Below are 14,432 nucleotides of genomic sequence, written 5' to 3' on the forward strand. Positions count from 1 at the left end.
AGCTGGAGGTGCGCCCGACGCCCGGCGTCGGGCTCGACCCCGATCCACCGCACGTCCGGCGGGTAGTGGGCGAGGCCGGCACCCCAGCCGGGGCCCAGCTCCAGGACGGTGCCGCGCAGCAAGCCGAGCAGCGGCGTGGCCGGTCCGGCGACGGAGATCATGGCCGAAGCCTCCCGTCCGGGGGATGGCCGGCACATCGGCCGCGGGGCCGCGGCGGGGCAGACTCCGGTCGTGGCCGATGTGAACTTTGGTCGCTGTCCGGTTTCACCGCGCGGTCGTACGCTCGGTTCGTGCACACCGCGCCGGCCTGCGCCAAACCGCGCTCGCGGACCGAGTTCGCCATGGCCGTCGGGGGCGTGTCGACCGGCGTCGTCGCGTCGCTCATCGGCCAGCTCGGCGACGGCACGCGGGGGTGGCCGCTCGCCGTCCAGATCGGGGCGGCCCTGCTGTCGGTCGCGTTGGTGCCGCTGCTGTTCCGCCGCCCCGTCGGCGCGGCGCTCGTGCTCGCGGCGCTGGCCGCCGTGTCGCCGACCGCGACCCCGGCGTCCTGCGTCGGCATGGTGGTCGTCGCCCGTGGCCAGCGCGCCCGGGTCGCGGTGGGGGTGGCACTGGCCGGGATCGCCGCGCACCTGCTGCGCGCGCTGTGGCTGCCGATCCCCGCGCTGCCCTACGAGTGGTGGGCGCTGCTGGTGGTGCTCGCGCACGCCGCACTCGTCGGCTGGGGCATGCTGGCCGCCGCCCGGCGGGCGCTGATCGACTCGCTCCAGGAGCGGGCCGAGCGCGCCGAGGCCGAGCAGGGCCGGCGGGTCGCCGAGGCCCGCGCGGCCGAGCGGGCCGCGATCGCCCGCGAGATGCACGACGTGCTCGCGCACCGGCTCTCGCTGATCGCGACCTACGCCGGCGCGCTGGAGTACCGGCCCGACGCCCCGCCCGAACGGCTGTCCCAGGCTGCCGGCGTGATCCGGGCCGCCGTGCACCAGGCGCTCGAGGAGCTGCGCGACGTGATCGCCCTGCTGAGCGACGACCCGGCCGGCGACGATCCAACCGACGATCCCACCGCCGAGCCGGACCGGCCCGTGCCCGCGCTCGCCGACCTCGCCGGCCTGGTCGAGGAGTCCCGCGCGGTCGGCACGCCGGTCGAGGTGCGCGACGACCTGGCCGACCCGGCCGCGGTGCCGGGGCGGACCGGCCGGACCGCGTACCGGGTGGTGCAGGAGGCGCTGACCAACGCCCGCAAGCACGCGCCCGGCCAGCCGGTGTCGATCGCGCTCGACGGCACCCCGGGCGCGCGGCTGGTGATCGAGGTGCGCAACCCGCTCCCCCGTGACCCGGCCGCGGCGCCGGCCGTCCCGGGTGCGGGCCGCGGCCTCGTCGGGCTCACCGAACGGGTCCGGCTGGCCGGCGGCCGGCTCGACCACGCGGCCGGACCGGGCGAGTTCCGCCTGCAGGCGGAGCTGCCGTGGCCGGCGTGAGCGAGCTTGCGAGCGAACCAATGTCACAGGGCGACCGCGAGCGGCCGGGCCGAGCCTGCGAGGCGCGGTCGTGAGCGAGCTTGCGAGCGAACCATCAACACAGGGCGACCGCGAGCGGCGGCACCGAGCCTGCGAGGCGCGGTCGTGAGCGAGCTTGCGAGCGAACCATCAACACAGGGCGACCGCGAGCGGCGGCACCGAGCCTGCGAGGGGGCGTCATGAGCGGAATCCGGGTGCTGGTCGTCGACGACGACCCGCTCGTGCGCGCCGGGCTGACGATGATGCTCGACGGCGCCGACGGCGTGGCCGTGGTCGGCGAGGCGGCCGACGGCGAGGCGGTGCCCGCGGCCCTCGACGCCCACCCGACCGACATCGTGCTGATGGACATCCGGATGCCGCGGGTGAACGGGATCGTCGCCACACAGCGGGTGCGGGCCCGGCCGCGGCCGCCCGAGGTGATCGTGCTGACCACGTTCGACTCCGACGAGAACGTGCTCCGCGCGCTGCGCGCGGGCGCGTCCGGCTTCCTGCTCAAGGACGCCCCGCCGGCCGAGATCGCCGACGCCGTCCGCCGGGTCGCCGCGGGTGAGCCGATCCTCTCTCCGCGGGTCACCCGTCGCCTGATGGACCGCGCGGCGATCGAGGCCGGCGCCTACGACAAGGCCCGCGCGGCGCTGCGCGCGCTGTCCGCCCGCGAGCACGAGGTGGCGCTCGCCGTCGGCGAGGGTCGCCCGAACGCGGAGATCGCCGAGCGACTATTCGTCTCGGTGGCGACGGTGAAGGCGCACATCACCCGCATCCTCACCAAGCTGGAGCTGGGCAACCGCACGCAGATCGCCCTGTTGATGCACGACGCGGGGCTGTGCTGAGCCGGCCTGACGCCCGGTTGCCGGCGCCGGCCGGCGGGTCGAAGATGAGCGGGTGCTGGAGCTGTTGAGTCGTCGCTGGCATCTGGTCGTGCTGCGCGGCGTCGTCGCCATCCTGTTCGGGGTCGTCGCCATCGCCTGGCCGGAGATCACCGTGTTGGCGCTCGCCTTGCTGTGGGGTGTGTACATGTTGCTCGACGGGGTCTCGTCGATCGCCATGGCCATGGGGCAGGGGTCCGACCGGACGTACATGATCCTGCTCGGCGTGCTCGGCATCGCCTCCGGCGCGCTCGCGCTGGTGTGGCCGCAGATCACCGTCATCGTGCTGCTCGTGCTCATCGCCGCGTGGGCGATCGTCGCGGGCGTCGTGCAGATCGCGGCCGCCATCCGGCTGCGCAAGCTGATCCGCAACGAGTGGTTCCTGGCGCTGACCGGCGCCGTGGCGCTGATCCTCGGCCTGCTGCTGATCGTGCAGCCCGCGGAGGGCGCGATCGCCCTGCTCGTGGCCATCGCCACGTTCGCCATCGCGTGGGGCGTCGTACTGGTCGTGCTGGGCTTTCGGTTGCGCCAGCTTCGCGGCCAGCTGACTTAGGGGGCCTCGCCGCGCCGTTCAGCGTTTACCCTCGAGACATCCGCCGTGCGTGCGGAGTTCACGGGGCGCCGGCGGAAGGGGCGGGGGTCATGCACGTTCGGAACTACGTCGCGCTCGGCGACAGCTGCGCGGAGGGGTTGGACGACCCGTACCCCGACGGCAGTGGCTACCGCGGCTGGGCGGACCTCGCCGCCGCGCGGCTCGCCGAGCTCGAGCCCGACCTGCTGTACGCCAACCTCGCCGTGCGCGGGCGCCGGCTCGACCAGATCCTCGCCGAGCAGGTGCCGCTGGCGACGCGGCTGCGGCCCGACCTGGTGACGCTGTTCGGCGGCGGCAACGACGTGCTGCAGGGCCGCTGGCAGACGAGGGCGGGCGCGGCACACCTCGACGAGGCCGTCCGCACGCTCAGCGAGGTCGCGCACACCGTCGTTCTGTTCACGCTGCCCGACATCGCCCGCCGGCTGCCCGGCATGGGTCGGCTGCGGCCGCGGGTGGACCAGCTCAACGAGCTCATCCTGGCGACCGCGGCACGACACGACACGCTGGTGGTCGACGTCCGCCAGGACCCGTGGGCCGAGGACCTGCGGCTCTACGGCGACGACCGGCTGCACCTCGGCGAGCTCGGCCACCGCCGGGTCGCCGGCCATCTGCTCTCCGCGCTCGGCATGCCGGCCGACGACTGGCTCGTCCCGCTGCCGACCGCCGAGCGCGAGCCGTCCTGGCGCACCGCGGTGCGCCAGCTGCGGGGGGTACGCCACCACGTGGCGCCGGCGGTGCGCGACCTGGTCCGCAACCGGATCGTCGGCCGCCAGCCGGGCGACGGCTTCGTGCCCAAGCGCCCGGAGCTCGCGCGAATCAGCCGGCTGTAGCGGGCCGCCGGGCGGAGGCCAGGATCACGCTGTCCGCGCCGTCCTGGCGCACGTCCGGGTGCTCGGTCTCGTTGCACCAGTGCCCGCCCTCGCCGAGATAGCGGAACCGGATGTGCGTGCCGTCGGGCACGGTGACGGCGACCGACCGGGTGCCGTTGCTGCGCGGGCGCAGCTCGTGCGCGCCGGGCCGCCACTCGTTGAAGTCGCCGACCACACTGACCCGCCCCTCGGGCGCGTCGGGGCGGAGCACGAACGTGAGGCGGACTGCGCCGGCGCGGTCGCGGTCGATCCGAAGCATGACTGTCCCCGGTCCTTTCGCCGTTGGTTTGGATGAGGCGTCCCAGGATGGCGGAGCCGGCCACCCGCCGGCGATTCGGCGCGCCGCCACGATCGGGGCAAGGCTCGCTACGATCCTCGCGGCTTGTCGTCGGAGGCGTTGGGACGGTTCATGAGCGCACCACAGGGTCTGTCCGACGCTGATCTCCCCGGCCTGTTCCACGGCGCCGACGCGGCCTCGATGGAGGGCCAGCAGCGGCACGTGCGCGCGATGCAGCTGCGCTTGACGTTCGCGATCGTCGCGGCCGCGACAGGGGTGGCCACGTTCCGGGTCGGCGCGGCCGGCATCGACCTGCTGTCCATCGGGACGGTGATCGCGCTGGTGATCGTGGTGGCGGTGGAGTTCTACCTGAAGTCGGTGCGCCCGGAGGACACCTGGTACGACGGCCGCGCGCTCGCCGAGTCGGCGAAGAGCCTGAGCTGGCGGTACGCGGTGGGCGCGGCGCCGTTCACCAAGCAGCTCAGCGACGCGCGGGCCGACTACGTCGACGGGCTGAAGATGCTCCTGCACGACGCGCCCCCGACGAGCATCCGGCCGACCAGCGCGCCGGCGGTCACCGACGGCATGCAGGCGCTGCGCGACAGCGCGCTCGAGGTCCGCCGCGAGGCCTACCTCGCCGACCGGATCTCCGACCAGCGGACGTGGTACGCGGGCAAGGCCGAGCGGAACGAGATCCTCTCCTACCGCTGGGGAATCATGCTGCTCACGATCGAGACCCTGGGCATCCTGGCGGCGCTGAGCCGGGCGGTGGGACTGGTCAACTTCGACCTGGCCGGCGTGGTGGCCGCGTTCATCGGCGCGGGCGCGGCGTGGCTCGCGGTGCGCCAGTACAGCACGAACGCCCGCGCCTACACCTACGCGGCGCACGAGCTGTCCATTGTGTACCAACGGCTGCACACGATCGAGGACGAGGACGCGTGGGCCGCGGAGGTCGCCGACGCCGAGGAGGCGATCAGCCGCGAGCACACGATGTGGCGCGCCTCGCGCTCGCGTTCCTGAACGGTTACCTCGCACACAATTGGGTTGTGCACAAGTTACCCACGGGTAACGTCGATGGCGTGGACGAGCTGAGGTTGGACCGGCAGGTGTGCTTCGCGCTGTACGCGGCGTCGCGCGCCGTCACCCAGCTCTACCGGCCGCTGCTCGACGCGCTCGGGCTCACCTACCCGCAGTACCTCGTGCTGCTGGTGTTGTGGGAGCGCGGGCCGGTCCGCGTCAAGGAGCTCGGCGCCGCGCTCGACCTCGACTCCGGCACCCTCTCGCCGCTGCTGAAGCGGCTCGAGGCGGCCGGGCTGGTCACCCGCGACCGGCGGGCCGACGACGAGCGGTCCGTGGAGGTGCGGCTCACCCGCGGCGGCACGCAGCTGCGGACGCGGGCGGCCGGCATCCCACGCAAGATCGCGAAGGCGACCGGGCTGCGGGCGGGCGAGCTGTCCGCCCTGCGGCACGGCCTGCGCGCGCTGACCGAGGTGGTCGGCACGCGAGAACTGACACCCGACGAGAAGTAGACGGAGACGATCACCGTGCAAACCCTGTACACGGCCAAGGCGACCTCGACCGGATCCGGCCGGGCGGGCCACGTCCGCACCGACGACGAGGTGCTCGACCACGAGCTCAGCGTGCCCACCGAGCTCGGCGGCGCCGGCGGTTCGGGCACGAACCCCGAGCAGCTCTTCGCCGCCGGGTACGCGGCCTGCTTCCACAGCGCGCTGCAGCTGATCGGCCGGCGGGACAAGGTTCGGGTGCGCGGCTCGTCGGTCACCGCGGAGGTCGGCATCGGCCCGGCCGGCGAGGGTTTCGGCCTGGTGGTCACCCTGGTGGTCGAGGTGCCGGACGTGGAGCCCGGGGTCGCCGAGAAGCTCGTCGCCGCCGCGCACCAGGTGTGCCCGTACTCGAACGCGACGCGCGGCAACATCGACGTGACGCTGCGAGTCGCCTAGATCCCCGGCGTCCTCGGCTCGACGGGCGTGGCGACGACGAACGAGCTCGTCGTCTGTCCGAAGAGGAGGAACGCGTCCAGGACGCCCTCCAGCTCCGCGACGGCCGGGACGTGCACCTTGAGCAGGAAGCAGTCCTCGCCGGAGATGCGGTGGCACTCGCTGACCTGCGGGGTGCGCTGGGCGAGGTCGGCGAGTTTGGGCAGCTGGCCCGGGCCCGGCCGGATGCGCACCCAGGCGGTGACCGGCAGCCCGATCGCGGCCGGGTCGACGTCGAGGCGGTAGCCGCGGATCACGCCGGCCCGCTCGAGCCGGCCGACCCGCTCCCGCACCGCGGGCGCCGACATGCCGACGGTGCGGGCGAGCTCGGCGGTGCTCTGCCGCGGGTCGTCGGCCAGGGCGCGCAGAATGGTCCGGTTGACGTCGTCGAGGTTGCCGTTCGGTAAGCCGTCGGGCGGTCGAGCAGTTCGCTTCGAAGGCATTCCGCGCCTCTTCCCGTCGGTTCGAGCTGTGCATAGTGGACCGAGCCTTCGAGAATAGCTCTTCGTGACTCGCCTGCCGCCACACGCGTACTTCGTGGTCAGCGCGGTGTTCCACTACCTCGGCCCGGCGTTCGCGGTGCTGTTGTTCACCCGCGTCGACGTGCTCGGCGTGGCGTGGCTGCGGATCGCGTCGGCGGCGGTGATCTTCGCGCTGTGGCGCCGGCCGTGGCGGGTGTGGCGGTCGCTGGACCGCACGACGCGGTGGCTGCTCGGCGGCTGGGGCGCGGTGCTGGCGGCCATGAACAGCTGCTTCTACCTGGCGATCGACCGGCTGCCGCTGGGCACGGTCGCGGCCGTGGAGTTCCTCCCGGTGATCGCGCTCGCGGCGGTCGCGACCCGCAGCGGGCGCAACGCCGTCGCGCTGCTGCTGGCGGTCGGTGGGGTGTACGTGCTGAGCGACGTGCGGCTGGTCGCCTCGCCGCTCGGCTTCGGGTTCGCCGCGGCCAACGCGGCGCTGTTCGCGCTGTACATCGTGCTGGGGCACCGGGTCGCGCAAAGCCCGCGGGTGCGCGGGATCGACGGGCTCGCGCTCGCGATGCTGATCGCGGCGGTGGTGGCGGCACCGGTCGGGTTCGCCGACGCGGCGCCGGCCTTCGCCGACCCGATGGCGCTGCTGGCGGGGATCGGCGTGGGCGTCTCGTCGTCGGTGATCCCGTACGTGTGCGACCAGCTGGCGATGGCCCGGCTGTCGCGCGCGACGTACGCGCTGCTGGTCGCCCTCCTGCCGGCCACCGCGACCGCGATCGGGATCGTGGTGCTCGCCCAGGTGCCGTCGGCGGTCGAGGTGCTCGGCGTGGCGCTCGTGGTGGCCGGGGTCGCGGTCCACCGGGACCGGCGGGCCTCGGCGGACTACTCGCCCACGAGCCGGCGGCGTTCGAGCGCCTCGTAGACCAGCAGGCAGCCGGCCAGCCACCCGGCGCCGATCAGCCAGCCCGCCAGGACATCGGTCGGCCAGTGGACGCCCAGGTAGATGCGGCTGATGCCGACCAGGACGACGAGGATCACGCCGGCCGCGACCGTGGCCAGCCGGGCGGTGCGGGCCGTCAGGCGGATCGAGACCACCACGGACAGGACGCCGAGCACCGCGGTCGAGGTCAGCGAGTGGCCCGACGGGTAGGCCCAGCTGTTCACCAGCACCAGGTGCGCGTCCTCCGGCCGGGCGCGCTCGACGGCATGCTTCAGCAGCGGGCCGAGCAGCCAGGCGCCGAGCGTCGTGCCGACCACGAGCGACGCCTCCCGCCGGTGGCGGCCGACACCCAGCCACACCGCGACGCCCAGCGCCAGCGGCACCAGCACCACCGAGCTGCCGATCGTGCTTAACGCGATCATCACCGCGGTCAGGTCCGGCGAACGCCGGCCGATCAGCCACTCGCGGGTCGCGGTGTCGAGCGTGACCAGGCCGCCGAAGGTCGCGGTCAGGGCCGCGGCCGCGAGGGCCAGCGCCCCGACCAGCGCGGCTCGGGTGGCGGGCATCCCTCCACGCTAAGCGAACCCCGCACGACCGGCCTGCCGGAAGCCATGGACACTACATACCCCTATAGGGTATAAATACGGCCCATGGACACCACCGCGAAGCGCCGGTTCTTCTTCCACTACTAAGAGATGGTCGTCGCGATGCTGATCGGCATGGGCGTTTTCGCGCCCGTGTGGCACCTCGTGTTCGACGCGTTCGGCTCGACCGCGCTCGAGCGGACCGACGTGATGGCGATGTCGATGGCCACGAACATGGTCGTCGGGATGTCGCTGTGGATGTGGTTCCGCGGCCACGGGGCGGCACCGATCGCCGAGATGGCGGTCGCGATGTACCTGCCGTTCGTCGTGCTGCTGGTACCTCTGTGGCTGGGCGCGATCTCGGCCATGTTCCTGATGACCGCCGGCCACGTCCTGATGCTCGGCACGATGCTCTACGCGATGCTCCGCCGTCGCGACGAGTACACCCGGCACCACCACAACCGCTGGCCGCGCCGCCGGGCCGAAACCGCCACGGAGCCCCCCACCGCTGGCTAGGGTCGGTAGGTGCCCACCTTCACGGAGCTCCTCGACGACGCCGCCCTGCTGTCCTTCGAACACCAGCTGCACCTGTCCGAGGTACTCGGCGAGCACTCCTGGCGGGCCGACCTGGCAGAGCAGGTCTTCGAGTTCACCGGCGACGAGCCACGCACCTGCACCCGCTTCCACCTGCTCGGCAGCGCGGCGCCCGGGCCCCAGTCGTGGCTGTGGGGCTGGGCCAACCCGGCCGGCTACCCGGCCCCGCTGCTCGGGCTCGGCGAGTACGTGCGGGACTTCGGTCAGCGGCACGGGATCCGCGAGCTCGCCGAACCCGAGATCCCGTTCGACCAGCTGCCCGGCTCCCCCACCGACCCGAACCTGGTCGCCGGGATGCTCGTCGAGGCGGCGAAGGCCGCGGCCAACAACTGGACCAGCTACACCGGCGAGGTCGGCGGCGGCACCCGCGCCGCGTTCCTCGTCGAGCACCCGGACTTCGTGCTGCCCGCGCCCGAGCCGGCCCGCGTGATGCGGGTGCTCCAGCAGTCCGTCGCGGAGCTGTCGCTCACCGACCACCGCCGCGCCTTCCACGCCTACGCCACCCGCCGCGGCTTCGAGGCGGCCTTCGACCAGGCCGGCTCGGTGCTGACGATCAGCGGCCCTGGCCTGACCGCGACCGTCCACTTCGACCAGCTCGGGCGGATGGCGGAGATCTCCGCCTCGATGGGCGCGGCCACCTCGTAGCGCGCCGGGACGGCGGGCCCCGGGTTACCGTCGGACCCGGGAGGTGTGATGGCGTCGGAGGAACGCTCGGAGAGCACGCTCACCGTGCTGGTCGCGCTCGGCGCGAACCTCGCGGTCGGCGTGGTCAAGCTGGTCGCCGGCCTGGTCACGGGCTCGGCGGCGATGCTGTCCGAGGCGGCCCACTCGGTGGCGGACACGCTCACCGAGGCGCTGCTGCTCACCGCGCTGCGCCGGTCGAGCCGGCCCGCGGACCGGCGACACCCGTTCGGTTACGGCAAGGAGCGCTACTTCTGGTCGCTGCTGGCGGCGGTGTCGATCTTCACCTCGGGCGCGATGTTCGCGTTCTACCAGGGGTTCAGCACGATCTTCGGCGAGGAGCGCGAGCAGACCAGCGCGTGGGTCGGCTACCTCGTGCTCGGCGGCGCGTTCGTGCTGGAGGGCATCTCCTTGCTGCGCGCGATCCGGCAGATCCGTGGCGAGTCCGGCGCCGAACGCCGCTCCCCGCGCGAGTACCTGCGCCTGTCCGACGATCCCACGGTGAAGACCGTGTTCTTCGAGGACAGCGCCGCGCTGATCGGCCTGGCCCTCGCGTTCGCCGGGATCGCGCTGCACGACCTCACGGGGGCCTCGTTCTGGGACGGACTCGCGTCGGTGCTGATCGGTGTCCTGCTGGCGCTGGTCGCGTACGTGTTGGGGCGCACCAACAAGGGCCTGCTGATCGGGCGCCAGGCCGACCCGGCGGTGGTCCGGTCGCTCCGCGAGCACCTCGCCGACGTGCCCGAGGTGCTGGCCGTGGTCGACCTGCTCACGATGGTCACCGGCACCGACCGGATCCTGCTGTGCGCCCGCGTCGACTTCGTCGACGGTCTGTCGTCGGGCGAGCTGGAGCACGTGTGCGTGCGGATCGCGGGCGAGCTGGCCGACCGCGTCCCCGACCTCGACGAGATCTTCCTCGAACCCGTGCCGCGCGAGGACCCGGACCTGAGGGCCCGGGTCCTCGCCCGCTACGGGCGCCGCCCGCCGGAGCACCACTAGCGCCAGAGACCGACCAGCAGCGCGATGAGTACGGCCTTGACCAGCCAGTCGCCGGCGTGGATGGCGGCCAGGCGCCACGGCACGTCGTCCCAGACGACCGACCCGGCGAGGATCGTGACGGGGAAGGCGAGCCAGACGCCGAGGCCGAGCAGCAGGATGCCGCCCACGCCGTCGATGCCCAGCTCGCCCACGGCGACCGCGAGCGTGGCGGCGATGACGAGGCTGCGCAACAGCTCGACGACGATCTTCCACGCCGGCGGCCGCTCGCCCGAGGCGGGCTCGGTGCCGAGCAGCGCGGCCCGCAGCTTGTCGAAGCCGATGTAGTAGACGGAACTGGAGACGAACGCGGCCACGGTCGCCACGGCGACGGCCCAGAGGTTGATCATGTCGGGACTCCTGGCTCGGGGCGCCGCCGGCGGGCGCCGTCACCCAGGACGTAGTAGCCGGCCGCCGGTTCTCGACATCACCACGCGCACGATTGCATCTCGACCTCCCGGACGCCGTGAGACGCCGGGTCACCTGTCGACGCCAGGGCTTCGGTGGCGTTGTCTGCGCGATCGCATCAACCACTGCCGCGGCCGGAATTCAGGCGTTGACCGATGCCTCCGCGAGGAAGGCGGCCGCCTTGTCCGGGTGCATGAACCAGTGTTGGAAGTCCGACGGGTCCGCGAAGCCGTTCACGAAGCGGCTGGCGACCTCGGGGAGCTGGCTCGCCGCGCCGATGATCTCCAGCACGTGCGGGGGCGGCGGCTGCAGCATCGCGTTCGTCCAGTCCGTCACGTGGCGGGCGTACTCCCAGTACCGCTCGAAGGTCCGCTCCATCCACGCGCGGTCGAACTCCCCGTCGTGCGCCAGGATCTCCCGCAGGTACGTCTCCGCGCAGTGGCTCGCGTTGTTCGAGCCCTGGCCGGTGATCGGGTCGTTGGCGACGACGACATCGGCCATGCCGAAGACCACGTTGCCCGACGGCAGCTCGCCGACCGGACGCCGCACCACCGGCGTGTAGCCGCCGATCAGCGAACCACCCGGATCGGTGAGCTCCGCGTCGCGGGAGCGCTCGTACTCCCACGGCAGATAGGTCCGCATCAGCTCCAGGATGCGGCGCAGGTGCTCCGCCGGCGACGGCCGGTCGCCGAACACGTCCAGCGGACCGCCCGGCAGGCCCTCGAAGAAGAGGATGTCGCAGTTCCCGGTCACCGTGTAGCACGGGATCATGAACAGTTCCCCGACCTCGGGGATGATGTTGAACCGGACCGCAGCGAAGTCGGGGTGCTCCGGGCGGCGCTCGACCCCGTGGGCGTACACGAGCGACAGCGCGCGCTGCGGCTTCGTGAACGGCGACCGCGACGGGTCGCGGTCGAACAGCTGCACCAGCTCGCCCTTGCCGGCAGCCACGATCGTGAGGTCGTACATACCGGCGAGCTTGTCGAGGTCGGCGGTGGTCACGCCGTGGATGACCAGCTGCCCACCACGTTCCTCGAACAGCTCCAGCCAGCCCGCCATCTTCACTCGCTGGTCGACCGACTGACCCGGCTCGTCCAGCTTCGCCACCCAGTCGAGCGCGCGGCTCGCGTCCGGCGCGGCGATCGACACGCCGAGGCCCTCGAACGGGACCGTCTCGCTCTCCCACAGGTTCAGCTCGTGCTCGCGCTCGTGCCGCATCGCCGGGCCGAACAACGCCTGGGTCGACATCACCCGACCGTCCCGGATCTCCTCCGGGGTGCGGGCCGACATGACCGTGACCTCGAAGTCGTTCTCCAGCAGGGTCAGGGCGAGCTGCAAGCCGGACTGGCCTGCCCCGACGATCAGCACCTTGCGCATCGTGTCGACTGCTCCTCCGGGCGTGGACGAATCGGATTGGGGACGGCCGGCGGCTAGCCGGGCGCGGTCACCTTCGACAGCGCGAGCGAGTTCGCGACGACCAGCTTCAGCACGCCGATCGAGGACGCGCGGTCGCGGGCGTCGCACTCGATCAGCGGGATGTCGTCGGCCAGCGCGAGCGCGTCGCGCACCTCGTCGAGGTCGTGGGACGGCTTTCCCTCGAACCTGTTGACCGCGACGATGAACGGCAGCACCGAGTCGTGCTCGAAGTAGTTCACCGCCGCGAAGGACTGCTCGATGCGGTTGGTGTCGACGAGCACCACCGCGCCCAGCGCGCCGCGGGACAGGTCGTCCCACAGGAACCAGAAACGCGACTGGCCCGGCGTGCCGAACAGGTACAGCAGCAGGTCCTCGTGCAACGTGATCCGACCGAAGTCCATCGCGACCGTGGTGGTCGACTTCTTGCCGTTCGGCGGATCGTCGATGCCCTCGCTCGCCTCGGTCATCCACGCGTCGGTGTTCAGCGGCGCCACCTCGGACACCGAGTTGACCATCGTCGTCTTGCCGACCCCGAAGCCACCGGCGATGACGATCTTCGCGGATATCGTCAGCAGACCCGAGTCAAACGGGGAGCTGCTTGAGTCCATCGAGGATCCTCTCCAGCACTTGCGGGTTGTTCTGGTACGCGTAGGCGGTCGGGTGGATGAAGACCGCGTTCTGCCCGGCGAGGTCGCTGATCAGCACGCGGACCACACCGAGCGGCAGGGTGAGCGTCGCGGACAGCTCCGCGACGGAGATGCGCTGGCAGGCGCGGGTGTACAGCGCGCGCGACTCGGGCATGAGCGAGTCGGCGAGCACCGGGTCGAACTCGGGCACCGAGATCAGCGTCTCCACCAGCAGGTGGTGCCGGGTCCGGGTGCGGCCGCCGGTGAGTGTGTACGCGCGGACCCGCTTGCTCTTCATCTGGTACGTCACCGGCCGGATGCCGTTGCGCGGGCCTGCGCCTGTGTCGTGGCTGGACACCGTGATCACGTCCTTGGCGGGGTCGGTCATGCCTGGGGGCGGCGCGCGGTCAGCACCCGACGCAGGTCCGCGCGCAGCTCCGGAGTGAGCGCGTGGCCGGCGTTGGTGACGAACTGCGTCATCTCGTAGGCCACCACCCGCATGTCGCACTCGGGGTCGGTCAGCACGGCGAGGCCCGCGCCGGTGCCGATGCCCATGAACAGGAAGTACCCGCGGGTGAGCCGGATGATGATCTGCTCACAGCTGCCCTTGCCGTACAGCGCGGCGCTGCTGCCGGCGAGGCTGAGCAGGCCGCTCGCGATCGCGGCGAGCTGCTCGGCGTCGTCGGACCGCACCGCCGCCGAGGCGGTCAGCGGGAAGCCGTCGGAGGACGTGATCAGCGCGTGGGTGACGCCGTGCACCTTGTCCACGAAGTCGTTGAGCAGCCAGGTGATGTCGCCGGTCGACGGGTTCTCCTTGGCGGCGGTCACGACGTGCTGCCCCGGTGCTCGTCCGGCTCGGCGGGGAGCGGGAAGCCGTGCGGCGGGGTCGGAGTGGAGTCCGCGTCGATCGCGAAGATGCCCGTGGGTTCGGGGGCGGGCTCCGGTTCCGGCGCGGGTTCGGGTTGGTACTCCGGCTCGGGCACCTGGTCGGCCACCGGCTCCTGGTACCGCACCGACTCCGGCTCGGGCACCAGGTCGACCACTGGCTCAGGGTCGGCGACGGGCTCGGGCGCGGGGTCGGGCGCCTCGTCCACCAGCGGCTCGACCTCGAGGGTCACCTCCGGCGCGGTCGCCGTCGCCTCGGAGTCCTGTGTCTCCGGCGCGTCTGGGATGTCTGGAGTCTCCGGGGTGTCCGGCTCCACCGGGGCGGGCCAGGCGGCCTCCTTCGCCGCCTCCGCTCCCTCGGTGAAGGCGTCCAGGTCCGCGAGCAGCTGCTCGTGGCCGGCCCGCTCGGCCTCCGGGGTCGGCGGCTCCGCCACCGGCACGGGAGTCGAGTCGTCGCCGAAGTCGGGGTTCTTGATGCTGCGCGAGACCCGGCGGGGCAGGCCGTTGACCGTGCGACCGGGGTCGACCAGGTCCTTCGGCTGCGGCCGGGTGGCGACCCGACCGGCCGGCGGCGTGCGCTTGGGCAGCCCGCCGGTGGTGGTCGCGGTGGGCTCGGCGGTGCGGTCGGCCGAGTGCCGCGGGCCCCGCGACGGGCGGCGGGCGGCCGGGATGGGCTGCGCC

At 72.7% G+C, this 14,432-nt stretch carries 19 protein-coding genes and 1 pseudogene; 11 read left to right on the plus strand and 9 right to left on the minus strand.

Annotated features, from left to right (window positions below; genetic code table 11):
• Positions 1-290: 290 nt before the first annotated feature.
• The 4 genes from ACRDSK_RS24425 (at position 291) to ACRDSK_RS24440 (ending at position 3,799) form a co-directional block, all read left to right on the plus strand.
• Positions 291-1,472 carry a sensor histidine kinase gene (locus ACRDSK_RS24425; RefSeq protein WP_431443577.1) on the plus strand — a complete coding sequence of 394 codons (1,182 nt, stop codon included), beginning with the start codon at positions 291-293 and terminating at the stop codon, positions 1,470-1,472.
• A gap of 218 nt (positions 1,473-1,690) precedes the next feature.
• On the plus strand, positions 1,691-2,341 hold the full coding sequence (locus tag ACRDSK_RS24430) for a response regulator transcription factor (RefSeq protein ID WP_431443578.1): 651 nt from the start codon (positions 1,691-1,693) through the stop codon (positions 2,339-2,341).
• Positions 2,342-2,393: 52 nt separating this feature from the next.
• Entirely contained in the window at positions 2,394-2,930 is a 537-nt protein-coding gene (locus tag ACRDSK_RS24435) for an HdeD family acid-resistance protein (protein WP_431443579.1), read from the plus strand.
• Positions 2,931-3,019: 89 nt separating this feature from the next.
• The gene (locus ACRDSK_RS24440) at positions 3,020-3,799 is read left to right on the plus strand and encodes an SGNH/GDSL hydrolase family protein (RefSeq protein WP_431443580.1); all 780 of its coding nucleotides are present in this window, start codon (positions 3,020-3,022) and stop codon (positions 3,797-3,799) included.
• On the opposite strand, the gene ACRDSK_RS24445 is transcribed toward ACRDSK_RS24440, so the two are convergent.
• The gene (locus ACRDSK_RS24445; protein ID WP_431443581.1) at positions 3,786-4,097 is read right to left on the minus strand and encodes an isoamylase early set domain-containing protein; all 312 of its coding nucleotides are present in this window, start codon (positions 4,095-4,097) and stop codon (positions 3,786-3,788) included. The genes ACRDSK_RS24440 and ACRDSK_RS24445 overlap by 14 nt on opposite strands.
• A gap of 150 nt (positions 4,098-4,247) precedes the next feature.
• Here ACRDSK_RS24445 and ACRDSK_RS24450 point away from each other — a divergent pair, with 150 nt between their 5' ends.
• The 3 genes from ACRDSK_RS24450 to ACRDSK_RS24460 are packed head-to-tail and all read left to right on the plus strand — an operon-like array spanning position 4,248 to position 6,076.
• Complete coding sequence (locus ACRDSK_RS24450; RefSeq protein WP_431443582.1) at positions 4,248-5,135, plus strand: DUF4231 domain-containing protein; 888 nt, start codon at positions 4,248-4,250, stop codon at positions 5,133-5,135.
• 59 nt (positions 5,136-5,194) lie between these two features.
• Positions 5,195-5,644, plus strand: a complete 450-nt coding sequence (locus ACRDSK_RS24455) for a MarR family winged helix-turn-helix transcriptional regulator (RefSeq protein ID WP_431443583.1) — start codon at positions 5,195-5,197, stop codon at positions 5,642-5,644.
• A gap of 15 nt (positions 5,645-5,659) precedes the next feature.
• Positions 5,660-6,076: an organic hydroperoxide resistance protein gene (locus ACRDSK_RS24460; protein WP_431443584.1), complete on the plus strand. Its 417-nt coding sequence runs from the start codon at positions 5,660-5,662 to the stop codon at positions 6,074-6,076.
• On the opposite strand, the gene ACRDSK_RS24465 is transcribed toward ACRDSK_RS24460, so the two are convergent.
• Positions 6,073-6,555: an Lrp/AsnC family transcriptional regulator gene (locus ACRDSK_RS24465; RefSeq protein WP_431443585.1), complete on the minus strand. Its 483-nt coding sequence runs from the start codon at positions 6,553-6,555 to the stop codon at positions 6,073-6,075. The genes ACRDSK_RS24460 and ACRDSK_RS24465 overlap by 4 nt on opposite strands.
• Before the next feature lie 64 nt (positions 6,556-6,619).
• On the opposite strand from ACRDSK_RS24465, the gene ACRDSK_RS24470 reads away from it, so the two are divergent.
• Positions 6,620-7,504, plus strand: coding sequence for an EamA family transporter (locus tag ACRDSK_RS24470; RefSeq protein WP_431443586.1), 885 nt, complete (start codon positions 6,620-6,622; stop codon positions 7,502-7,504).
• Here ACRDSK_RS24470 and ACRDSK_RS24475 read toward each other — a convergent pair.
• Complete coding sequence (locus ACRDSK_RS24475) at positions 7,465-8,088, minus strand: phosphatase PAP2 family protein (RefSeq protein WP_431443587.1); 624 nt, start codon at positions 8,086-8,088, stop codon at positions 7,465-7,467. The genes ACRDSK_RS24470 and ACRDSK_RS24475 overlap by 40 nt on opposite strands.
• Before the next feature lie 129 nt (positions 8,089-8,217).
• Between ACRDSK_RS24475 and ACRDSK_RS24480 the strand changes: the two genes are divergently transcribed.
• From ACRDSK_RS24480 to ACRDSK_RS24490, 3 genes are read left to right on the plus strand one after another with little or no spacing between them, the layout of a single operon-like run.
• Complete coding sequence (locus ACRDSK_RS24480) at positions 8,218-8,622, plus strand: hypothetical protein (RefSeq protein ID WP_431443588.1); 405 nt, start codon at positions 8,218-8,220, stop codon at positions 8,620-8,622.
• 9 nt (positions 8,623-8,631) lie between these two features.
• On the plus strand, positions 8,632-9,345 hold the full coding sequence (locus ACRDSK_RS24485) for a DUF6882 domain-containing protein (RefSeq protein WP_431443589.1): 714 nt from the start codon (positions 8,632-8,634) through the stop codon (positions 9,343-9,345).
• 48 nt (positions 9,346-9,393) lie between these two features.
• On the plus strand, positions 9,394-10,380 hold the full coding sequence (locus tag ACRDSK_RS24490) for a cation diffusion facilitator family transporter (protein WP_431443590.1): 987 nt from the start codon (positions 9,394-9,396) through the stop codon (positions 10,378-10,380).
• On the opposite strand, the gene ACRDSK_RS24495 is transcribed toward ACRDSK_RS24490, so the two are convergent.
• The 6 genes and pseudogenes from ACRDSK_RS24495 to ACRDSK_RS24520 all read right to left on the minus strand — a co-directional run.
• Positions 10,377-10,766, minus strand: coding sequence for a DUF1761 domain-containing protein (locus ACRDSK_RS24495; RefSeq protein WP_431443591.1), 390 nt, complete (start codon positions 10,764-10,766; stop codon positions 10,377-10,379). The two genes, ACRDSK_RS24490 and ACRDSK_RS24495, sit on opposite strands and share 4 nt — an antisense overlap.
• A 199-nt stretch (positions 10,767-10,965) precedes the next feature.
• Complete coding sequence (locus ACRDSK_RS24500; RefSeq protein WP_431443592.1) at positions 10,966-12,201, minus strand: styrene monooxygenase/indole monooxygenase family protein; 1,236 nt, start codon at positions 12,199-12,201, stop codon at positions 10,966-10,968.
• 53 nt (positions 12,202-12,254) lie between these two features.
• Positions 12,255-12,848, minus strand: coding sequence for a GTP-binding protein (locus tag ACRDSK_RS24505; RefSeq protein ID WP_431443593.1), 594 nt, complete (start codon positions 12,846-12,848; stop codon positions 12,255-12,257).
• The gene (locus ACRDSK_RS24510; protein WP_431443595.1) at positions 12,823-13,164 is read right to left on the minus strand and encodes a DUF742 domain-containing protein; all 342 of its coding nucleotides are present in this window, start codon (positions 13,162-13,164) and stop codon (positions 12,823-12,825) included. Before ACRDSK_RS24510 ends, ACRDSK_RS24505 begins: the two co-directional genes overlap by 26 nt.
• Positions 13,165-13,250: 86 nt before the next feature.
• Positions 13,251-13,694: a roadblock/LC7 domain-containing protein gene (locus ACRDSK_RS24515; RefSeq protein WP_431443594.1), complete on the minus strand. Its 444-nt coding sequence runs from the start codon at positions 13,692-13,694 to the stop codon at positions 13,251-13,253.
• A pseudogene (locus tag ACRDSK_RS24520) lies at positions 13,691-14,432 on the minus strand (hypothetical protein); the annotation flags it as partial. The gene ACRDSK_RS24515 and the pseudogene ACRDSK_RS24520, both read right to left, overlap by 4 nt.

Origin of the sequence: Actinophytocola sp., assembly GCF_050699915.1 — a bacterium.
In the GTDB taxonomy this organism is placed as follows: Bacteria; Actinomycetota; Actinomycetes; order Mycobacteriales; family Pseudonocardiaceae; genus Actinophytocola.